The 20,750-nt window shown below is 48.3% G+C and carries 20 protein-coding genes and 1 tRNA gene; 4 read left to right on the top strand and 17 right to left on the bottom strand.

The genetic code is table 11. The annotated features are described in order from the left end of the window. Positions 1 to 58 precede the first annotated feature (58 nt). The 3 genes from Q1M25_RS01145 to Q1M25_RS01135 are packed head-to-tail and all read right to left on the bottom strand — an operon-like array spanning position 59 to position 2,188. On the bottom strand, positions 59 to 382 hold the full coding sequence (locus tag Q1M25_RS01145) for a hypothetical protein (RefSeq protein ID WP_049323167.1): 324 nt from the start codon (positions 380 to 382) through the stop codon (positions 59 to 61). 12 nt (positions 383 to 394) lie between these two features. Next, positions 395 to 1,342 carry a cation diffusion facilitator family transporter gene (locus Q1M25_RS01140; protein WP_300480817.1) on the bottom strand — a complete coding sequence of 316 codons (948 nt, stop codon included), beginning with the start codon at positions 1,340 to 1,342 and terminating at the stop codon, positions 395 to 397. A 15-nt stretch (positions 1,343 to 1,357) separates the two neighbouring features. After that, positions 1,358 to 2,188: a ferritin-like domain-containing protein gene (locus tag Q1M25_RS01135; protein WP_300480814.1), complete on the bottom strand. Its 831-nt coding sequence runs from the start codon at positions 2,186 to 2,188 to the stop codon at positions 1,358 to 1,360. 315 nt (positions 2,189 to 2,503) lie between these two features. On the opposite strand from Q1M25_RS01135, the gene lolA reads away from it, so the two are divergent. Next, positions 2,504 to 3,124, top strand: a complete 621-nt coding sequence (gene lolA / locus Q1M25_RS01130; protein ID WP_003682545.1) for an outer membrane lipoprotein chaperone LolA — start codon at positions 2,504 to 2,506, stop codon at positions 3,122 to 3,124. Between the two features lie 77 nt (positions 3,125 to 3,201). Here lolA and glmM read toward each other — a convergent pair whose 3' ends face one another. Beyond that, on the bottom strand, positions 3,202 to 4,539 hold the full coding sequence (gene glmM, locus Q1M25_RS01125; RefSeq protein WP_101756115.1) for a phosphoglucosamine mutase: 1,338 nt from the start codon (positions 4,537 to 4,539) through the stop codon (positions 3,202 to 3,204). A 216-nt stretch (positions 4,540 to 4,755) separates the two neighbouring features. Next, on the bottom strand, positions 4,756 to 5,622 hold the full coding sequence (locus Q1M25_RS01120) for a c-type cytochrome (protein WP_101756114.1): 867 nt from the start codon (positions 5,620 to 5,622) through the stop codon (positions 4,756 to 4,758). Between the two features lie 285 nt (positions 5,623 to 5,907). Here Q1M25_RS01120 and Q1M25_RS01115 point away from each other — a divergent pair. Next, positions 5,908 to 5,983: transfer RNA gene (locus Q1M25_RS01115), tRNA-Arg, on the top strand. 91 nt (positions 5,984 to 6,074) lie between these two features. Here the strand turns inward: Q1M25_RS01115 and Q1M25_RS01110 are convergent. After that, a complete protein-coding gene (locus tag Q1M25_RS01110; RefSeq protein WP_300480807.1) occupies positions 6,075 to 7,268 on the bottom strand; it encodes an amino acid aminotransferase in 1,194 nt (397 codons plus the stop codon). 110 nt (positions 7,269 to 7,378) lie between these two features. Further along, entirely contained in the window at positions 7,379 to 8,152 is a 774-nt protein-coding gene (locus tag Q1M25_RS01105; protein ID WP_049348800.1) for a FadR/GntR family transcriptional regulator, read from the bottom strand. Positions 8,153 to 8,491: 339 nt separating this feature from the next. Here Q1M25_RS01105 and Q1M25_RS01100 point away from each other — a divergent pair, with 339 nt between their 5' ends. Continuing rightward, a complete protein-coding gene (locus Q1M25_RS01100) occupies positions 8,492 to 10,468 on the top strand; it encodes a TonB-dependent copper receptor (RefSeq protein WP_300480805.1) in 1,977 nt (658 codons plus the stop codon). A gap of 127 nt (positions 10,469 to 10,595) precedes the next feature. On the opposite strand, the gene Q1M25_RS01095 is transcribed toward Q1M25_RS01100, so the two are convergent. The 4 genes from Q1M25_RS01095 to Q1M25_RS01080 all read right to left on the bottom strand — a co-directional run bounded on the left by Q1M25_RS01095 (position 10,596) and on the right by Q1M25_RS01080 (position 14,862). Further along, positions 10,596 to 11,933, bottom strand: a complete 1,338-nt coding sequence (locus Q1M25_RS01095; RefSeq protein WP_300480803.1) for a sodium-dependent transporter — start codon at positions 11,931 to 11,933, stop codon at positions 10,596 to 10,598. 266 nt (positions 11,934 to 12,199) lie between these two features. Continuing rightward, a complete protein-coding gene (locus Q1M25_RS01090; RefSeq protein WP_049331107.1) occupies positions 12,200 to 13,105 on the bottom strand; it encodes a zinc ABC transporter substrate-binding protein in 906 nt (301 codons plus the stop codon). Between the two features lie 79 nt (positions 13,106 to 13,184). Continuing rightward, entirely contained in the window at positions 13,185 to 14,060 is an 876-nt protein-coding gene (locus Q1M25_RS01085) for a metal ABC transporter permease (RefSeq protein ID WP_285070981.1), read from the bottom strand. Positions 14,061 to 14,136: 76 nt separating this feature from the next. Next, positions 14,137 to 14,862: a metal ABC transporter ATP-binding protein gene (locus tag Q1M25_RS01080; protein WP_300480795.1), complete on the bottom strand. Its 726-nt coding sequence runs from the start codon at positions 14,860 to 14,862 to the stop codon at positions 14,137 to 14,139. A gap of 270 nt (positions 14,863 to 15,132) precedes the next feature. Between Q1M25_RS01080 and Q1M25_RS01075 the strand changes: the two genes are divergently transcribed. Further along, complete coding sequence (locus Q1M25_RS01075) at positions 15,133 to 15,429, top strand: DUF2288 domain-containing protein (RefSeq protein ID WP_300480792.1); 297 nt, start codon at positions 15,133 to 15,135, stop codon at positions 15,427 to 15,429. A gap of 67 nt (positions 15,430 to 15,496) precedes the next feature. On the opposite strand, the gene apaG is transcribed toward Q1M25_RS01075, so the two are convergent. The 6 genes from apaG to hpnD form a co-directional block, all read right to left on the bottom strand. Then, entirely contained in the window at positions 15,497 to 15,865 is a 369-nt protein-coding gene (gene apaG, locus Q1M25_RS01070; RefSeq protein ID WP_003682575.1) for a Co2+/Mg2+ efflux protein ApaG, read from the bottom strand. A gap of 96 nt (positions 15,866 to 15,961) precedes the next feature. Then, a complete protein-coding gene (locus Q1M25_RS01065; RefSeq protein WP_063068949.1) occupies positions 15,962 to 16,450 on the bottom strand; it encodes a phosphatidylglycerophosphatase A in 489 nt (162 codons plus the stop codon). After that, a complete protein-coding gene (gene thiL, locus Q1M25_RS01060) occupies positions 16,443 to 17,399 on the bottom strand; it encodes a thiamine-phosphate kinase (protein WP_300480785.1) in 957 nt (318 codons plus the stop codon). The genes Q1M25_RS01065 and thiL overlap by 8 nt, the downstream gene beginning before the upstream one ends. 186 nt (positions 17,400 to 17,585) lie before the next feature. Then, positions 17,586 to 18,305 (bottom strand): SDR family oxidoreductase, encoded by a 720-nt coding sequence (locus tag Q1M25_RS01055; protein WP_049331115.1) that lies wholly within the window; start codon positions 18,303 to 18,305, stop codon positions 17,586 to 17,588. Positions 18,306 to 18,400: 95 nt separating this feature from the next. Next, entirely contained in the window at positions 18,401 to 19,708 is a 1,308-nt protein-coding gene (gene hpnE / locus Q1M25_RS01050) for a hydroxysqualene dehydroxylase HpnE (RefSeq protein ID WP_300480781.1), read from the bottom strand. Then, positions 19,705 to 20,553, bottom strand: coding sequence for a presqualene diphosphate synthase HpnD (gene hpnD, locus Q1M25_RS01045; RefSeq protein WP_300480779.1), 849 nt, complete (start codon positions 20,551 to 20,553; stop codon positions 19,705 to 19,707). The genes hpnE and hpnD overlap by 4 nt, the downstream gene beginning before the upstream one ends. Between the last annotated feature and the right edge of the window lie 197 nt (positions 20,554 to 20,750).

Raw genomic sequence — 20,750 nt, 5'->3', positions numbered from 1 at the left:
CTGAACAATCCAACAAGTTTCAGACGGCCTGAATATGGTTAATGGTGATGATGAATTTTTAAACATCTAAACCGCATTGCTTTAATTTTTTACGCGCAATGCTTTTCTGTTCTTCTGTGAACAACGGTGACCAGCGTTCTTGGAGAATTAAATACTCCATGCTGATTTTTAATCCTTTTTCTTGGCCTGCAAGGTATAGTTCTCCTAAGCCTTGGCTAATATCTGGCGAAGCTAGTAATTTATCGGCTGCAGCCTTACCACCCATCTCATCTACCATTTGCTTAAACCGCGTAGCCCTATAAGGTGTCGGTAATTTCTTTGCCAAATCATAAATTTCTAACATAGCATGATGAAAATCTGCCTCTAATTGTTTTTTATCCATTTTTTTTCCTCATTATTCATTATGATGTTCGTGCATTTCCTGCGAACACAAAACTTCATCTTTATGCGGATGCTGTTCGCTTTCAATCTGAATCGTACAATGCCCGATGTTATGATGCGCCAATTCATGTTCGATGCGGTAGGCGATTTGTTCGGACTCTGCAACCGTCATGTTGCCATCTACGACAATATGGCAGGACAAAACGTGGATATTGCTGGTAATCGTCCAAACATGCAAGTCGTGAACGGATTTTACGCCTTCCGTATTGCGGATAACGCTGAGCAACTCATCGGTATGGATGTTTTCCGGCGCACCTTCCATCAAAATGTGCAAAGTCTGTTTAAACAACATCCAGCCACTGCGCCCTACCAACGCCGCCACCAATACGCTGGCAACCGTATCCGCCCATTGCCAGCCACACGCCATCATCAGTACCGCTGCGACAATCGCCCCTATCGAGCCGAACAAATCGCTGATTACATGCAGATACGCACCGCGCATATTAACGTTTTCTTCGGTATCGCTATTCTTCAACATATAAACGGCGACGCCGATGTTGACCAGCAAACCGATGATACTGACCACCAACATGCCGCCCGTCAAAATTTCCGGCGGATAGAACAATCGTTTGACTGCTTCATAAAAAATCATCGCCGCAATCAACACCAACGACAATCCGTTAAACATCGCCGTCAAAATTTCAAAACGCTTGTAACCGAATGTCTTTTGCAGCGTGGTCTGTTTCTCGCCAAGTTTGAATGCCCACAATGCCACGCCCAACGAAAACGCATCGCTGAACATATGCCCCGCATCGGAAAGCAGGGCCAAAGAGTTGGTTAGCCAGCCGCCGACCGCTTCAACCAGCATAAATCCGGCAATGACGAAAAATGAAATGCGCAATACTTGCTTATTGGCGGTATGCGTAGTATGCGCGTGCGAATGATCGTGATGATGTGCCATGATGGTTTTACCGTTTCAGACGGCCTTTTTATCCTGTTTCAAACTTTTCTCAAAATCTTCCAACATATCCAGCTCGAAACGGCTGAATCCAGCACGTTCCCGTGCTTCGATATTGACGTAGCCGCGGAAAATAAACATATCGTAACGCGCAATCAGGCTGCGGAACAAGGCAACCGGTTCCAAACCGCGCTCACGGCAAAGATGCTGATACCAATGATTGCCGATGGCGACATGCCCTACTTCATCGCGATAAATAATATCCAACACATCGCAGGTTTCCACATCGCCGCGCTGCGCCACTTTTGCACGAATACCCGGCGTGACATCCAAACCGCGCGCTTCCAACACCCGCGGCACCAAAGCCATGCGCAACAAGGGATCGTAAGCAGTTTTATACGCCATATCCCACAAATGCCCGTGCGCTTCAAAATCGCCGTAATCGTAGCCCAAGCTGTTCAGACGGCCACGCATCAAGCCGAAGTGAAACACTTCTTCTTTCGCCACCCTTACCCAATCACGCACAAACTGAAACGGCATATTGCGAAAACGATACGCCGCATCCAAAGCCAGATTAATCGCATTAAATTCAATGTGCGCAATCGCGTGCAACATCGCCGCATAGCCTTCGACCGTATTCATCTTGCGCGGCGTGACTTCCGAAGGGGCAACCAAACGCGGACGGAGCGGATGACCGGCAAAACGGCAATCCACAGGTTTTGACTCTTCAACCGTCAAACCTTCCGCCTCACCCAACTGCGCAAACAAGGCCTGCGTCAATCTTCCCTTTTCATCCGGATTGTCCGACAGCAAAGCCTGTTCCAATAAAGGATAAGGATTCAGATACATACAAAACCATTGTTTTAAAAAGATAAATATTATAACCGTTTTAAAAAGATAAATATTATAACCGTTTTAAAAAGCAAACAGAAAGACTATAATTTCACGCTTTCCGTAAAATGACATTAAATACCACACCAAACCATTGTGTGCTTCATTAAAAAAACGTCAAAACCAAATGCAGGCCGTCTGAAGAAATGAAATTATTTCAGTCACTTGATTGGATTTTTCATATTTACACAAATTAAACCCTCCATTCAGCCCCTTGCCTGTTACACCATAACGTCTATACTGAACCCATCTCTCCGAACAAGGAACCAAAACATGAAAACTACCCGACTGTTCACCCTGACCGCTGCCGCGCTGCTTTCTTCAGCCATCGGCTTTGCACAAGCCGGCGCAGTGGATGCCCTGAAAAAATTCAATAATGACGCTGACGGTATCAGCGGCAACTTCAGCCAAACCGTTCACAGCAAAAAGAAAACCCAAACCACACACGGTACATTCAAAATCCTGCGCCCGGGCTTGTTCAAATGGGAATACACCAAACCCTACAAACAAACCATTGTTGGCGACGGCAAAACCATTTGGCTCTATGACGTAGATTTGGCGCAAGTAACCAAGTCCTCACAAGACCAAACCATCGGCGACAGCCCTGCCGCCATCCTCTCCAATAAAACCGCATTGGACAGCAGCTACACGCTGAAAGAAGACGGTTCTGCCAACGGTATCGACTACGTTTTGGCTACGCCTAAGAAAAACAATGCCGGCTATCAATACATCCGCATCGGCTTCAAAGGCGACAACCTCGCCGCAATGCAGTTGAAAGACAGCTTCGGCAACCAAACCAGCATCAGCTTCAGCGGTTTGAACACCAAGCCTAACCTATCCAGCGGTATGTTCAAATTCACTCCTCCTAAAGGCGTTGATGTCTTGAGCAACTAAGCTTTCAACTGAAACACAAAGGCCGTCTGAACAACAGACGGCCTTTTATTTAGTTCAATTCAACATCAAACATACTGTTACTTTTGACCTTGAATGGCAGCGGCAATTTTTTCTGCGCCTTTTTTCGCCCAGTCTGCCTGCTTGGCTTCCACCATCACGCGCACGACAGGCTCAGTACCGGATGCGCGCAAGACCACGCGGCCTTTACCTTCGAGTTCTTTTTCCACTTCAGCCAAAGCCTCTTTGGAAGCATCCTGCCAGTTTTGACCTTTTTTGATGCGGACGTTAATCATGGTTTGCGGATACGGCTGCCAATCGGCGCAAACAGTGGCAAGGTCTTGATTCAAGGTTTGCAGTGCGGCCAAAACTTGCAGCGCAGAAATGATGCCGTCACCGGTATTGTGTTTGTCCATGCACAAAATATGGCCGCTGGCTTCGCCGCCAATCGACCAACCGCGTTGGTGGAGCTGTTCCAACACATAGCGGTCGCCCACTTTGGCGCGGCAGAAATCAACACCCTGCTCTTTCAAAGCAATTTCCATCGCCATATTGGTCATCACTGTACCCACTACGCCGCCGATTTCCACACCTTCGTGCGCACGTGCTTTGGCAATCACATAAATCAGGCTGTCGCCGTCATACACTTTGCCATTGCGGTCAACCATCATCAAACGGTCGCCGTCACCATCCAAGGCAATGCCGTAATCGGCTTCATTTTGCAATACAGCCGCTTGCAAAGCTTTCGGATGGGTTGCCCCACATTTCTCATTGATGTTGTAGCCGTTTGGCTCATCACCGATACTCACCACTTGCGCACCCAATTCGTGGAATACTTTAGGCGCAACTGCATAGCCTGCACCATTGGCGGTATCGACCACCAATTTCAGACCGCGCAAGTCCAAATGGCTTGGGAAAGTGGATTTACAGAACTCGATATAGCGGTCATCCGCACCATTAATCCGGCGCGCACGACCCAAACGGCTGGACGGCTGGGTTTTCATTTCCTCATCGATTTTGGCTTCGATTTCCAACTCGATTTCATCGCTCAGCTTCACACCGCCTTCGGCAAAGAATTTAATGCCGTTGTCAGAATAAACGTTATGGGAAGCAGAAATCATCACACCGGCAGACAAACGCAAAGCACGGGTCAAATACGCTACGCCCGGGGTTGGCAGAGGGCCGGTTTGAATAACGTTGACACCGGCGGCAGTAAAGCCTGCAATCAGCGCAGCTTCCAGCATATAGCCTGAAATACGCGTGTCTTTACCGATCAAGACGGTCGGTTTGATTTCACCTTCGTGCTGCACCAAAACCTGACCTGCCGCATAGCCTAATTTCAAGACAAAATCAGGATTGATAGGAAACTGACCGACTTCGCCACGCACACCGTCAGTACCGAAATATTTTTTTGCCATGAGATAACTCCGTGATTGTTTTGTCGTATGTGAATATTGTTGAACTTCTTTAAAAGAATCTTGATTGTATTCGAAAGCCGTCTGAATCTTTCAGACGACCCTTGATCATGAGAATAATTTACTACTTCAGTATTATAGCAAGATCCGGATTTCCTGCACAAAAAAAGCACATCCTTTTGCAGAATGCGCTTCCTATTCGAGATTCAAAATCAAATCTTAGAATTTAGCACCAGACTGATTAGCCATGTAATCAACTGCAGCTTTCACTTCATCATCGCTCAGGCTACCGTTACCACCTTTGGCAGGCATTGCGTTAAAGCCTTCGAGTGCGTGTTTGTGTAGGGTGTCTTTACCTTGTTTGATACGAGGAGCCCAGTCTTCTTTTTTACCTACATGAGGAACACCTGGAACTGCGCCGCCGTGACATGCTTGGCAGTTGGCTTCGTAAACTTTTTTGCCGTCTGCACCGCCGGCTGCTGGAGCTGCCACACCTTTGTTATCTGCTTTGGCCGCATCTGCTTTAGGGGCTTCTGCAGGAGCTGCACCTTCAGCCGCCGGAGCTGAAGCGGCTTCACCGGAAGCGGCTGCATCGGCAGGAGCTGCGGCATCAGGATCAGGGAAAGTACCGCCGGCTTTGTTGGCCATGTAAGTAATGGCGCGTTTCAATTCTTGATCGGTCAAATCAGCCGCACCGCCTTTGGCAGGCATTGCGTTGAAACCGTTCAAAGCGTGTTGGAACAAGGTATCAAAGCCTTGGGCGATACGAGGAGCCCAATCGCCTTTGTTTTCAAATTTAGGCGCATTAGGAACAATACTGTCCGCCGCGTGACATTGGATACAGATTTTGTTGAAAATCTGGTCGCCTTGACGTTCGCCGACAGGAATACCGTCGCCCATTTTGAGTTGGCCGACTGGCTGGATACGGGTTTGAGTCGCAGCTTCGGTTGTTTCGGCAACATCGCCGAATGAACCGCTTCCCGCCAGTTTGATCAGGAAGTAAATCACTGCAATGACAATAACGATACCGCTCACAAGGGTGAACAATGCAGAGCCTTGGGCTTTGTGGTCGCGGAGTTGTTTCATTTGGTAGGCCTCGCCGTTAGGTTAGGTTGTGCTGTAAGTTATAGTTTATGTGTTAAACGCAGTTAACAATATTTTGCTGGATTATACTGAATTCGCAAAGGCTTTCCAATCCATCTTGAGAAAAAGATACGCAAAAATCCTCAAAAGGCCATCTGAATTCTGCTAAGCCTTTGTAGTTAATTGATTATTCCAGCCATGCAAAAAAGTGACCGCCAATGCCACTTTCAGACACTTTCAAGATAAACTTTGCCAATAAAGCCAATATGCGTTAACCTTACGGCTTTCGCACCCATAGCTCAGTTGGAAGAGTGTCAGTTTCCGAAGCTGGAGGTCACAGGTTCGATCCCTGTTGGGTGCGCCAATTATAAATAGGCCGTCTGAAAGATGAAAATTTTTCAGACGGCCTTTTGATTTACTTCAAATAAAACTACATTCAATTTCAGATTGAACGGCTATTGCAACACTTTGGCAAATGCTTCGGCCACATAATCGATATTCGATGCATTCAAACCGGCCACACACATCCTGCCCGAATCCAGCAGGTAAACGGCAAACTCGTCACGCAGGCGGTGTACCTGCTCTACGGTCAAGCCTGTATAGCTGAACATGCCGCGCTGTTTGATGAAATAGCTGAAATCGCGATTGGGGATTTTGGCCGTCAAAACATCATAAAGTTTCTGACGCATGGCACGGATACGGTCACGCATGGCGTAAACTTCGTTTTCCCACAAAGCGCGCAGCTCCTCGCTGTTCATCACATCAGAAGCGATATATGCACCATGAGCGGCAGGGCTGGAATAAATGCGGCGGACGGTAAATTTCAACTGTCCGAACACCAGCTCTGCTTCTTCCTTATCAGGACACACTACGCTCAAACCGCCGACGCGCTCGCCGTACAGCGACAGGTTTTTCGAAAAAGAATTGCTGACAAACAAAGGCAGGCCCATTTCGACGGCTTTACGGATTGCATAGGCATCGCTGTCCAAATCCTCGCCGAATCCTTGATAGGCAATGTCCATAAACGGAATCAGCTTGTGCGTTTTGATAATGTCCAACACTTCATCCCATTGCGCTTGCGACATATCGACGCCGGTCGGGTTTTGGCAGCATGGGTGCAAGATCAAGACGCTGTTTTCCGGCAATGTTTTGAAAAACGCAGTCATTTCTTCAAATTTCACGCCGACGGTTTCAGGGTTGTAATAAGGATACGTCCCCACTTCAAAACCGGCGCCTTCAAAAATACCTTTATGGTTGTCCCAAGTCGGGTCGCTGACATAGGCTTTCGCTTCAGGGAACCAACGGTGCAAAAAGTCGGCACCGACTTTCAACGCCCCCGAACCGCCCAAAGTCTGTATGGTTGCAACGCGCCCTTCTGCCAGCGCCTGATTATTCTGCCCAAACAGCAAACGCTGAACAGCACTCCGATAAGTGTCCAAACCTTCCATCGGCAGATAAGGCGATGGTCGCGGTACAGTCGCACGCTCTGCTTCTGCCCGGCGGACAGATTCCAAAACCGGCATTTTGCCTTCGTCATCAAAATAAATGCCGATGCTCAAATTGACTTTTTCAGGACGCTCGTTGCGTTTGAAGGTTTCAACCAAACTCAAAATCGGGTCACCCGGATAATACTCGACATGACGGTACATGGTGCTTCCTTTGTTTTCAGACAGAATGAGGAAGATTGTGGCACTAAAAGGCCTTATTTGCAAAATCAGGCCGTCTGAAAAAATTCAGACGGCCTGATTATTTTTAAAGGCTACCAATCTACTCGTTTCAAATCGTTTTGCGCCAATACATCCGCATGCTCGCTGCGGCTTTGATATTCCCTGTCCTGCAAAATGCGGCGGGCGACATAATTCAAATGCAGCTTGGCCGCTTCCGCCGCCTCGGCCGGTTTGGCCTGGGCAATGGCTTCAAAAATAGTGCGGTGTTGGGCAATCAGCGTCGGGCGCGGGTCTTCGGTTTGATGGATATAGATAATGCCGCTGCGTGTTTGCTGATAAAGCATTTTGAGCAGGCTGCTGGAAAGATGGCTGAACAGGATATTGTGTGCGGCATCGGCAATGGTTTGATGAAAGCTGACATCCGCCTCTGCTTGATGCTCCAAATTTCCGCTTTCGCAGGCCGCTTCAAATTTCTGCCGCCAAAAGTCAATGCGTTTCAAATCGGCGTCAGTCCGTCTTTCGGCGGCCAGCGCCGCCATACAGCCTTCAACGTGACAACTGAAATCGAATACGTCTGTTTCCCAATTGGTATGTTTGCCGAGCAACTCCTGCCAGCTTTGTAAAAAATCCTGCTGCGGCTTGACGGAAACATAATAGCCATCGCCCTGCCGCGCTTCCAAAACCTGCTTGGCAATTAAAATATTCAACGCCACCCTGACCGACGGCCGCGATACGCCGAATTCTTCCGCGAGCGTACGTTCGGGAGGCAATTTACTGCCTTCTTCATAAATGCCGGTCGCGATACGTTCTTCCAAAACGGCTAAAACCTGATCGCTGATTTTTTGCGGACGAACCAATTTCGTCATGTTGTATTCCTGATGATTGAAGGACAGTTGTATTCAGACGGCCATAAATTGGATTGACCAATTGGCCGCCCATTCTAATCAATCCCCTATTTTTTCGTCAAGAAATGCCATTCTCCCTATTGCAAGCAGTTTAATTCAAACACATTCATTTTTATCAAGTAACCTCACCAATGCCTTCAAATCAATATTTTGGTATGACCAATCTTAATAAACAACCTATGCGTCCAAAATCTGAAAATATTGATTTAGATTAAAATCCCACTGCTTCTATTTAACTAGACTTTATGTATAATACTTAGGTATTAGTTAATATAATTCCTAATAATAGAGAGAAACAATATGAAATACCCACCATTACTTATCTTACCCATTGCCTTAGCCGTATCCCAAGCATGGGCAGAGACTAACCCTACACCTGAAGAAACAGTTACCCTTTCCCCTGTCACCGTCACCGGCACACAACAACAAAAAGCCAATCGCGTTACTTTCAACCCCAAAGCTGCTTTGCAACCCCTCCCTGCCGGAGACGGGGCAGACCTTTTACAATCCGTGCCCAACATGAGCATCATCCGCAAAGGCGGCAGCTCGGGCGATCCGCTGTTCCGCGGTTTGGGCGGCTCGCGCCTCTCCGTCAATGCCGACGACCAATTTATTTATGGTGGTTGCGGTATGCGCATGGACCCGCCGACTGCCTACATCCACCCCAATTCGTTTGATAAAGTCGTGGTCACCAAAGGCCCGCAAACCGTCACCCAAGGTATGGGCTTGGTCAGCGGTTCGGTGCAATTTATCCGTAAAGATCCTGATTTCACTGAAAAACCTTACAACATCAACGCCACCCTGACGGCGGGCAGCAACGACCGCCTTGACGGCTCGCTGGAAGCCGAGTTCGGCGGCAAATACGGCTATGTCCGTACCAATATCTCCCATAACGAAGCCGACGATTACAAAGACGGCGACGGCAACCGCATTCACTCCAACTTCAAACGCGACAGCCAAATGCTGCAACTGGGTGTTACTCCGACAGAAAACACCACCATTGCCGGTACATACGAGCGCAGCAGAGCCAAGGTTGCCTACGCCGACCGCATGATGGACGGCAGCAAATTCGACCGTGATGCGTGGAATATCCGTTTTACCCAACGCAACCTTACCCCATGGTTCAGCGAATTGGAACTGCGCTACGGTAAAAGCGAAATCGACCACGTGATGGACACATACAGCCTGCGTACCATCCGCAACCGTGCCGGCATGCAGATTAAAAATGCCAACAACCCTAAACGCAATACCGATACAGGCCGTCTGAAAGCCACTTTCGATTGGGACAAGCTTAACCTGCAAACCGGTTTGGATTATTTGGATGATGTCCACGTCGCGCGTCATGAGCGTGGCGGCGACGGCTACAGCCACAAGCCTTATATGCCCAACCAAAGTTTCAAACAATGGGGTGTTTTCACCGAAGCCTCTTGGCAGCAAACCGACAATCAACGCTGGGTAGCAGGTTTGCGCCATGACCAAGTCAAAGCGCATTACGATACCGCGCGCGTAACCGACCCCGTTTTGAAACATCAGAAATTCAATTTGAACTCAGGCTTCCTGCGTTGGGAAAGAAATACGGACAACGGTCTGAAATACTATGCCGGATTCGGCATTGCCGAACGCGCGCCTGACTACTGGGAACGCCTGCACTCTGAAAACAAAGCCATCCGCGCAGAGCAAAACCGCCAAATCGATGCAGGCGTAATCTGGAAACGTCCTAATCTCCACGCATCCGTATCCGTATTCGGCAGCGACATCAAAGACTTCATCATGATGGAGAGCAAAGACAAGATTTTCAACGTGCGCAACATCAACGCTTCACGCTTTGGCGGCGAAGCCGAAGTCAAATGGACATTTGCGCCTAACTGGGAAGTCGGCACCAGCCTCGCCTACACCCACGGCAAAAACCGTACCGACGGCAAACCTTTGGCACAAACGCCACCGCTCGAGTGGAACAACACCCTCGCCTTTGACAACGGCAAATTCAGTGCGGGCGCATTATGGCGCGTCGTGGCCAAACAAAACCGTTACAGCAAAGGCCAAGGCAATATCGTCGGCCAAGACATCGGTGCCTCTTCGGGCTTTGGCGTACTCTCGCTCAACGCTGGTTGGAAATTCAGCAAATACGCCACATTACAAGGTGGCGTGGACAACGTGTTCAACAAAAACTATGCTGAATTCGTCAGCCGCGGCGGCGACCCGTCTGCCGGTACACAAACCATGCGCGTGAACGAACCCGGCCGTACTGCATGGCTGAGGCTGCAAGCGAAGTTCTAATCAGCCTCATGCGTATATAAAAAGGCCGTCTGAAAAATTTTCAGACGGCCTTAATATTTTTAATGATGTTTTTAAACAAACAGTCCGGCGAAACAATGCAACGCCGGACTGTTTGCTCTCTATCGGATTAAATCAAACCCAAAGAGTTGATGAACACCACAATAATCGCAATCGGCGCAAGATAGCGAAGCGCACCCAACCACAGGTAAAGCAGCTGTTTCGGAATGGTGCTGCCCATGCCCGCATCACGCAGGACAGACTGTTTGTCCTGAACCCATGACGTAAACACGGCAACGCTCAATGCGCCAATCGGCATGATAACGGCGGAAATAATGAAGTCCCACAAGTCAAAAATGGTTTTGCCGAAAATTTTAAACTCGCTCCAAACGCCAAATGACAGCGCCGAAGGAATACCGACTATGAAAATCGCAATGCCGGTTACCCAAGCGTGGCTGCTGCGCTTTTTCTCGTCTTGGCGGATGGTTGCCGCGATAACGGTTTCCAGCATGGAAAACGCGGAAGTCAGCGTCGCAAAGACAACCAACAGCATGAACACAGCAAACAAATACGTACCCATCGGCATTTTCATGAAGACCGCAGGCAACACAACAAAAATCAAACCAGGGCCTTGGCCGGGTTCAAAACCGAAGGCAAATACCGCAGGGAAAATCACCAAACCGGCCAGCAGCGACACAAACAGGTTCATCCACATAATCATATGGCCGGAACGGAACATATCCTGATCTTTACCCAAATACGAAGCATAGGTAATCATCGCGGACACGCCGATACTCAAGGCAAAAAACGCCTGACCCAAAGCAGTCAGCATCGTACCCGGTTTCAAATACGACCAATCCGGTTTCAACAAGAATGCCACGCCGTCCATTGCGCCGGGCAAGGTCAGCGAACGGATAGCCAGCGCGATAAAGAGGATAAACAAACCCGGCATCAACACGCGGTTTGCCTTTTCAATGCCGTCTGAAACGCCGCCTTTGACCACCCAAATGGTAATCAGCATGAACAAGCCTTGGTAAAACAGCGAACCAAACGGCGAAGAAATCGTTTTGCCGAACAAGGCTTCAAAGTCTGCACCGGCATGAATTTCGCCGGTAAAGCTGTGCACGACGTAGTTCAATACCCAGCCGCCGACCACGCTGTAAAACGACAGCAAGATAAAACAAGCGGCCACGCCCATGCGGCCAACCCACGGCCACTGCGAACCGGGGCGCAATACTTTGAAGGAGTCGATGGCGTTTTTACCGCCCGTGCGGCCGATGTAAAACTCGGCCAATTGAACCGGCAAGGCTACCAAAATCGTAAAAATCAAAAACAAAAGAAAAAATACAGCGCCGCCGTTGGTACCGGCTGTATAAGGGAATTTCCAAATTGCACCCAAACCGATGGCCGAGCCTGCCGCAGCAAGCACAAAGCCGATTTTGGATGACCAAGATGAATGGTTGCTCATGATGTAATATTAAGAAACGTGAAGATGCCGAATTGTAACAGGGTGAAGTCAAGCCGTGAGTGGCTGGCAGACAGCCGATAAGCAATTCGCACGGATGGTGCGTACTTGCCAAGCAAATTAGCATGAATTTTTGATAATTAAACTTCTAATAGCATAAATTTTATTTTTATATTCTAAATTTGACGGTTTATTTTAAAAATAAGCATATAAAAGGCCGTCTGAAACCTTGTTTTTAAGTTTCAGACGGCCTTTATCTTTAAGCCGCTTTATTTTTTCATGGCATCGGTCATAACTTTGACATTGTAGCGATACATACCGATGTAGCTGTTGGCTGGTGCACCACCCAATGCATCAGAATACAAACGTCCACTGACATTGACGCCGGTTTCTTTGGCGATACGGTCAATCATGCGCGTGTCTTTGATGTTTTCAGTAAAGACGGCTTTAATGCCCTCGCGTTTGATTTGGCGGATGATGGAAGCCACTTGTTTGGCAGACGGCTCGGCTTCGCTGCTCACACCTTGAGGGGCGATGAATTCAATATTGTAGCGTTTGCCCATATAAGAGAACGCATCGTGTCCGGTCAAGACTTTACGCTTGGCGGCAGGTACGGCATTAAAGGCAGCCTGCGCATCGCTGTGCAGTTTTTTCAGCTGCATTTGATAGTTGCCCAAACGTTGCTGATAGTAGGTTTTGCCTTCAGGGTCGGCTTGAATCAAAGCATTGGCAACGTTTTGCGCATAAGTACCCATCAGGACGGGATCGGTCCAAACGTGCGGGTCAAACTCGCCGTGATCGTGATGATGGCCTTCGTGATCGTGGTCATGATGATGGCCGCCCTCTTCTGCTTTCAAAGCCTGAATGCCTTTGGTCGCTTCGGCGAAAGGAACTTTACTCTGTTTGACTGCACGCTGTACATCGGCGGCTTCCAAGCCCAAACCGTTAAGCAATACCAATTTGGCACTGCGGATTTTTTTGATGTCGCCACTGGTCATGTGGTAGGCATGGCTGTCTTGGTTAGGGCCCACCAAGCTTTGAACGGCCACACGGTCGCCACCAATCTGTTTGGCCACGTCACCCAAAATGCTGAAGCTGGTGACAACAGGCAGCGGAGCGGCATAAGCTGCACCGGTCAATAATGCGGCAACGATGCCGAGTTTCCAATGTTTCATATTCTCTCCAGTGATATAACGTAACATTAACATCATCATAAAACAGACCGCCTGATTATTCAAGCGGCCGTCTGAAAAATCATGCCGTGCGGTGTTTCTTGCGGCGCAGCCATTTTGCCAAAATACCGCCTTCCCAACCGAACACGACGGAAATCAGGTAAAGCGTGCCGCAGCATAAAATAATCGCCGGGCCGGACGGGATTTCGATATGATAGGAAAACAACAGTCCTGCCAAGCCGCAAAGCAAAGCCAATGCGACAGACAAAATCATCAGCCAACCCATGCTTTTTGCCCACAGTCTGGCGGTAATCGCCGGCAACATCATTAAGCCGACCGACATCAGCGTACCCAATGCCTGAAAACCGGCAACCAAATTCATCACGACCAGCACCAAAAACAGCACATGCCAAAAGCCGCCCTTACCGCCGACAGCCTTGAGGAACAAAGGGTCTATGCTTTCCAACACCAGCGGACGGAACATGACCGCCATCAGCAAAATAGTCACACTCGCAGAAACGGCAATCAGCTGCAAAGCCGGAATATCCACTGCCAATACCGAGCCAAACAGCAAATGCAGCAAATCGACGCTGCTGCCGTTTTTGCTGACCAAAACCACACCGATGGCGAGGCTGCTCAAATAAAATGCGGCAAAGTTCGCGTCTTCTTTCAATGAAGTAAACCGGCTGACCAAACCTGCCAACAAAGCCATCAGCAAACCGGCCGCAAAACCGCCGACACTCATCGCAGGCAAACTCAAACCGGCAAACATATAGCCAATGGCAGCACCGGGCAAAACTGCATGGCTCAAGGCATCACCCACCAAACTCATGCGGCGCATTACCAAAAACACACCGACAGGCGCCGCGCTCAATGCCAGGCAGAAAATCGACGCCAGGGCATAGCGCATAAAGTCAAATTCGGTAAACGGCGCGACGACCAAATCATATAAATTCATGTTTTATCGCTTTTTTATTAATCTCTGAAAGCCTGAGGCCGTCTGAAAAATACTTACTTTCAGACGGCCTTGTCCATTAAACCGCGCACCAATCGGCCGCTTCCTGTTTCTGCATCATTCGGTTGGCCTGTGCCAAAAATTCATCGGTCAACACATTTTCCGTCGCACCGGCAGTCACTTTTTCACGCGCCAAAAGCAGCGTGTTGGCAAAATATGCCCTCACCTGCTCGTAATCATGCAACACGGCAATCACCGCCTGACCGTCCTGATGGCACTGGCGCAAAACTTCCAACAGCGCATAAGTCGTCCGCGCATCCACCGCATTAAACGGTTCATCCAGCAGCAAAAATTTGGCATCCTGCACCAGCATCCGCGCAAACAATACGCGTTGGAACTGGCCATTGGACAAATGCGCAATTTGGCGCGTGGCAAAATCCTGCATTTCCACGCGTTCCAAAGCCGCCATTACGCGCTTTTTCTGCGCCGCGTTCACACGCCCGAAAAAGCCGATTTCATACCACAGCCCCATCGCCGCCAGTTCAAACACCGTCATCGGCTGGCTGCGGTCAATATCCGACTGCTGCGGCAGATAGGCAATATCCTTGCGCGCCATATTTTCATAGCGCACGCTGCCCGTATCCGTCTTCTGCAAGCCCATAATGGCTTTGAGCAAAGTCGATTTACCCGCGCCGTTCGGCCCGAAAATCGTCCACATCTTGCCATCGTCAAACACCATATCCACATGGTGCACCACCGGCCTGCGCTGATAGCTGACCGTCAGATTTTTCACCACGATACTCATGGCGACACCGCCCAAAAATATACAGCCCACAACGCCACCAATGCGGCAAGCGCAATCAGCAGCCTTTGCAGCAATCCGGTCAACAATACAGAATTCATAAGCCTAAAACCGCCCTTGTCCGAATACGGACAACAGGCCGTCTGAAAGAAAATTAAAACATTAAAATGATACTGTATAACGTTAACCCTGTAAATTTCTTTCGTTTTCAGACGGCATCGGGCAAAAGGCCGAATATCGGTTACAATCCATTTTTTATTTGATGATTGTCCTATGTCTATTCCACTCTTAAACGAAAAACTCAATACCGAAACCGCCCGCATTTCATGGGAAGAGCTGCAACCCCACTTTGCACGCGGTGCCACCGTCTATGTTGCGCCTGATTTGGATTTGATTGCCGTCGCCCGCCATGTTGCCGAAGATGAAGCCGCGCCATTGAAACAATGGATGGAACAAGGCAAATTCGGTGCCATCAGCGATGATATGGCACGCACATGTTTAGCGGATAATCAGGAAATGTGGGCGGTCGTTGTAGCGCCGTGGGTATTGGTACAGCCTTGCAAAGACTGATAAGGTCGTCTGAAAAATGAAAAACCGGAACATTTCGCATGTTCCGGTTTTTCATTTTTCAGACGGCCTATTGCAAAGTAAAGCCTGCTTTGAATTCAAGCTTCGGCACCCCGATAACGAAACGTTTGCCGATACTGTCTTCAAACTCATACGCGCCTTCGATGCTGCCCCAAGGCGTACTGATTTGCGAACCGCTGTTGTACTCATAGGCTTCGCCCGGGTACAAAACAGGTTGCTCTTCAATCAAGCCGGCATGACCGACCTGCTCTGTCTCACCGTGTCCGTCGGTGATTTCCCAAAAACGCTGACGCAAAGTAATGATTTCATCACTGCGGTTGCAGATGGTGATCAGATAATTGAAGGCGTAACGGTCGCGATAGACGTCGCTCTGACCGGCCATATAACGCGGCTCCACGTTAATCTCGATTTCATTCATAATTGTTTACCCCGTATGGTATTTATTTTATTTCAATCCGGATAATTCCGGCGTGCCCGCCCTATTTTTTCAAAGGGTCGAAACACTTAAAACGCATCACGCGATCCAATAAAACAGGCCCAAGACCATCAAGGTCATCGCAGCCGCAATCAAATCATCAAGCATAATGCCTAAACCTCCATGAATCCGCCGGTCAAACCATTTGATCGGCCATGGTTTCAACGCATCAAACAAGCGGAAAATAACAAAAGCCGCCAGCCACCAGCTCCATTTAAACGGAATCAGCGACAGCACCAGCAGCATCGCGACAATTTCATCCCAGACGATACCGCCGTAATCCTGAATACCCAATTCCCTCTCGGTATAACCGCAAATGCGGATACCCCAGAAAAACAAGGCGATACATAATAAAAGCAATATCCAGCCGTCTATGCCCAACAGGCACAATACAAAAGCCAGAGGTAATGCTGCCAGCGTTCCGGCCGTACCCGGCGCAACAGGCGACAAGCCGCTGCCGAAACCGAATCCTAAAAAACACAATGGTTTGTGCAACAGCCAAGAAAAAGTAGGTTTACGTTCAGCCAAAATGATCAAATCCTAAAGAAGTCAGTTCCAATACGCCGCCTTCGGCATCCAAAATATTCAGACGGCCTGAGTCAGTCATTTTACCAATTCGGGCGACCGGTACACCACTTTGTTCCGCCGCCTGATAAACGCGTTCCCTGTCTTCTGGAGCAGCAGTGAAAATCAGTTCGTAATCATCGCCGCCCGCCAATACTGCCGACAACCATTGTTCGCGCGACAAAACGTTTTTCAATTCAGGCAACGACGGCACACAATCGGCAAATATTTCCGCCCCGACAGCAGAAGCTTTTAAAATATGCCCCACATCTTGAGCCAGGCCGTCTGAAACATCTTGCGCGGCATGGGCAAACGGCAGCAATGCCTGACCCAATGAAACGCGCGGTTCCGGACGGAGCAATTTATCATCGCAAACCGCCATGATTTCAGACGGCAATGGATAATGCCCCAAATGTTTGTTCAAAGCAGCGGCAGCCAAACCCAACCGACCCGATACCCAAATATCGTCGCCGACTTCGGCCGCATCACGCCGCAGGGCACGCCCTGTCGGAACTTCACCTACTATCGTTACATTAAAGACCAAATCGCCTTTGGTTGTATCGCCACCAATCAATACCGTATCAAACCGCGCGGCTAAAGCAAAAAAGCTATCGCAAAAACGTTTGAGCCAGTCTTGATTCAATTCAGGCAGCGCAGCACTGAGCAACACCCAACGCGGCTTGGCACCCATAGCGGCCATATCGGACAGATTTACTGCAAGCATTTTCCATGCCAAATCTTCAGGCAAAACATCTTCAAAAAAATGTCTGCCTTTGACCAACATATCAGCGCTAAAACATAAATCAAATCCGTTACTTGGGCGAATAATAGCGGCATCGTCCCCTATGCCCAAAATCAGACCTTCCGATTTTTGTCGCTGCAAATATTGTCTGATAAAGTCAAATTCCGTCATATTTATCCAATATAACTATAACTTAGATTACTATATCTAATTTTGTGCCAGCCTGATGAGTGCCTATTAACACGTCAAACATCAAACTTTCATATTATTAGATATAAAACTCAATAATTTAAAGGCCGTCTGAAAATACAGATTTCAGACGGCCTCATGTTTTCAAACCACTCTGAGTAGGTAGATTTACAGATAGACGATTTCGCCTGTCCGCCCCCTGCTCTCTTGGCTTGCCCACCAAATAAATTGCGGCAGGACATCTTCGTAGTTTTTACGTTCGCTTTTCGATTCGCCCGGATGAGATTTAATACGTTGCGGCGAATTGATGGCACCCGGCACCAAAACATTGGCACGCAGGTTGTCAAAACGTTCCCACTCATCCGCGGCCACTTTACACAAATAATTGAGCGCGGCTTTAGAGGCACCAAAACCGCCCCAATAGGCTTGCGGTTTCTCGCCGTGGCTTTCGCCAACAAAAATCACAGAAGCATCTTCGGATTGCTTCAACAATGGGAACAGCGCACGGGTCAAGCCCATAGGCGCAACGGTATTAATACGGTATTGGTTGACCCATTCCGATACGGTTTGGAAGTCCAATGGCGACAAGGCATAGAAATAGCTGGCACAATGTACCACGCCATCCAATTTTCCGCCTGTGGCTTCATCAATGGTTTCCGCGAATTGCTTAAACTCTTTCTCCTCCGCGCTCATCAAATCAAAGCAGATGGCAAACGGCTCAGGGCTGCCCGCAGCTACAATGGCATCATATACTTTTTCCAAACGCTTTTGATGACGCGCCACCAAAATGACAGTCGCTCCGGCAGCCGCATAGGCTTTGGCAACCTGCTCACCCAAGCCTTGGGATGCGCCGGTAACCAAGATGGTTTTGTCCGCTAATGTCGTCATGACTTTTCCTTGAACTTTATGGTTTCGGATATTGTATCGGCTTGGTAAGTTTTGTAAAGTCAAAAAGGCCGTCTGAACATTCAGACGGCCTCAGTTTATTCAACCTGCAAATCCAGCATAAGCTTTTCAGCCGCTGCAAAGCCAGACTGAACAGCAGCCTCCAATGTTGCCGGATAGCGCGGATGAAGATAGTCGCCGGCCGGATAAATACGGCGATGGTGCAACCATGAGAAATCAGGTTGTACAAAATCAACCGTTGCCGCCGTAGTCGCGCGTTTTTCCGTAATAATGCGTACGGCTTCGGGCTTATCCAAATCCGGACAAACCCGCTTAATGTCCGCATGAATTTTCTCGGCCAAATCTTTATCCTTCCAAGCTTCGGTGCAATCGGAAACGCTGATGACAACCGCGACTTCATTATCCGGTAAACCCAACGCTCCCCGATGCAACACCCATTGCGCCGCACCATCAGAAAACCCGGTTAAAGGTGCCGGCAGTTTGACTGCTTGGGCATAACGCAAATAAACCGTAGTAATCGCATGGTAGTGAAACGATTGATAGGCCGTCTGAATATAGTCAGGCGTATCTTCAGGCAAAAGCGCGTCAACATGATATGGCGCAACAGCCAAAATCACCGCATCAAATACTTCACCATTGATTTCAATTCGGCCATCGATATGATGGTTTAAATGTGAAACACGAGTTTCAAGATGTATCTTTGCACCATGCGTGAGTAGGAACGCCAACGCCGGTTCGGCTACGATCCGCCCTAAATCCTGCTTAGGCAAAAGATAATCGCTGTTCGCCTTTTCAGACCACACGCCATCATTCAATACATTACATAAAATGCGCAACGATGCCTGTTCTAACGGCGTATTTAAAGCACCCCAAACCAAAGGTTGCCAAAATTGACCAAGCATACTGCGGGGAACATTTCGTGTTCTCAACCACTTTGCAACCGTCAAATCAGTTTTATGATGAGCAGCCCAACGTCGCAATGCCGACATATCCGACAGCAATTTGATTTTCAATGAAAAAGAAAGATTTTTCGCACGTAGGATGCCGACAAGCAAATGCCAAGGCGCAGGCAGAGAGGCCGTCTGAAACTGTAATCCTTCATGGATGTACCATTGCAAAGGCTGGCGTAAAAAGGCTGACTCGGGTTGAACGCCAATATATTGCATCAAAGTTTGAACACCATGATACGCACCCAACAAAATATGCTGCCCATTATCCAAAAAGCTGAATCCATCATCTTTCCCGGCTATGGCACGCGCCCTACCGCCAGCCTGTCTCCCGGCCTCAAACAAAGAAATATCAGCTCGATGAATCAGGGAAACCGCCGCAGACAAACCTGCCCAACCGGCGCCAATCACAGCAATTTTTGGACGCTTAGTATTCATGGTTTAAATCCAAACAGCCAAGTTTTTAAAGCAATACGTTTTTTACGGGGAGAAGGAATCGCAATTTTATAAGTCAAAACATTTTGCGCACCATCACGGTCAATTTCATTCAACAACGCATAATAAATAGCCGCCATAATCAAGCCGACTTTTTGCGATTTCTTATCCGCGGCCGGCAAAAGCAACATTGCTTCACGATAAGATTCACGCGCCCTATTCACTTGAAATTGCATTAATTTTGCAAAATTATCTGTCGGTTTGCACTGCATAATTACATTGGCAGGTACGTCAAACTTCTGCATTTCCTCTATCGGCAGATAAATTCGTCCCTGTCGCGCATCTTCGCCCACATCGCGAATAATGTTTGTCAATTGCAAAGCCAAGCCCATTTTGTCCGCATATTCCAAAGTTTTTGGATTGGAAAAACCTAAAATCCGCGCAATAAGGCACCCCACTACCCCTGCAACACGGTGGCAATACAGCTTTAATTCATCAAAACTACCATAACGAGCCTGCTCCAAATCCATCTGCATGCCATCAATCAAGGCCTCAAATTCATTCTTCGGCAAGTCAAAATTTACCCGAATATCTTTTAAAGCTTGATGGACAGGATGCTCAGGCATCTCATTATTAAACACTTTCTCCAAATCACTACGCCACCAATTCAACGTTATCTGAGCCACATTTGGATCGGTACAGCCATCAACTACATCATCTAGTTCGCGACAAAAAGCGTATAAAACAGTGATCGCATTTCGTTTTCCTACCGATAAAAAACGAAAGCCGGATAAAAAACTGGAATGGCTTTCTGCAGCCTTTTGATGACAATAATCCAAAGCAAGCACTGTGTATCCTAAAAATATCGTTATAAATAATTAGCAGGGATTTTATCTGTATTTAAAAAAGTACGCCAATATCAAAAACTCATCTTACAACAAGGCCGTCTGAAAGCTATTCTTAAGTATCTTTCAGACGGCCTAATATCCACCGTCGCCAATATCGAAACCAACAGCATCACCACCAACAGCTGTATCAAAGAATA

The sequence above is a fragment of the uncultured Neisseria sp. genome (assembly GCF_951230505.1).
GTDB lineage: Bacteria > Pseudomonadota > Gammaproteobacteria > Burkholderiales > Neisseriaceae > Neisseria.
This window is presented reverse-complemented; position numbering and strand designations above follow the sequence as displayed.

Bases quoted from the DNA above. Each gene is read 5' to 3' on its own strand.
- Q1M25_RS01120 (WP_101756114.1), bottom strand. From the start codon at position 5,622: ATGAAACAACTCCGCGACCACAAAGCCCAAGGCTCTGCATTGTTCACC.
- Q1M25_RS01075 (WP_300480792.1), top strand. From the start codon at position 15,133: ATGTCTATTCCACTCTTAAACGAAAAACTCAATACCGAAACCGCCCGC.
- Q1M25_RS01140 (WP_300480817.1), bottom strand. From the start codon at position 1,342: ATGGCACATCATCACGATCATTCGCACGCGCATACTACGCATACCGCC.
- glmM (WP_101756115.1), bottom strand. From the start codon at position 4,539: ATGGCAAAAAAATATTTCGGTACTGACGGTGTGCGTGGCGAAGTCGGT.
- Q1M25_RS01085 (WP_285070981.1), bottom strand. From the start codon at position 14,060: ATGAATTTATATGATTTGGTCGTCGCGCCGTTTACCGAATTTGACTTT.
- Q1M25_RS01105 (WP_049348800.1), bottom strand. From the start codon at position 8,152: ATGACGAAATTGGTTCGTCCGCAAAAAATCAGCGATCAGGTTTTAGCC.
- lolA (WP_003682545.1), top strand. From the start codon at position 2,504: ATGAAAACTACCCGACTGTTCACCCTGACCGCTGCCGCGCTGCTTTCT.
- thiL (WP_300480785.1), bottom strand. From the start codon at position 17,399: ATGACGGAATTTGACTTTATCAGACAATATTTGCAGCGACAAAAATCG.
- Q1M25_RS01090 (WP_049331107.1), bottom strand. From the start codon at position 13,105: ATGAAACATTGGAAACTCGGCATCGTTGCCGCATTATTGACCGGTGCA.
- apaG (WP_003682575.1), bottom strand. From the start codon at position 15,865: ATGAATGAAATCGAGATTAACGTGGAGCCGCGTTATATGGCCGGTCAG.
- Q1M25_RS01100 (WP_300480805.1), top strand. From the start codon at position 8,492: ATGAAATACCCACCATTACTTATCTTACCCATTGCCTTAGCCGTATCC.
- Q1M25_RS01095 (WP_300480803.1), bottom strand. From the start codon at position 11,933: ATGAGCAACCATTCATCTTGGTCATCCAAAATCGGCTTTGTGCTTGCT.
- Q1M25_RS01135 (WP_300480814.1), bottom strand. From the start codon at position 2,188: ATGTATCTGAATCCTTATCCTTTATTGGAACAGGCTTTGCTGTCGGAC.
- hpnE (WP_300480781.1), bottom strand. From the start codon at position 19,708: ATGAATACTAAGCGTCCAAAAATTGCTGTGATTGGCGCCGGTTGGGCA.
- Q1M25_RS01110 (WP_300480807.1), bottom strand. From the start codon at position 7,268: ATGTACCGTCATGTCGAGTATTATCCGGGTGACCCGATTTTGAGTTTG.
- Q1M25_RS01145 (WP_049323167.1), bottom strand. From the start codon at position 382: ATGGATAAAAAACAATTAGAGGCAGATTTTCATCATGCTATGTTAGAA.
- Q1M25_RS01055 (WP_049331115.1), bottom strand. From the start codon at position 18,305: ATGACGACATTAGCGGACAAAACCATCTTGGTTACCGGCGCATCCCAA.
- Q1M25_RS01080 (WP_300480795.1), bottom strand. From the start codon at position 14,862: ATGAGTATCGTGGTGAAAAATCTGACGGTCAGCTATCAGCGCAGGCCG.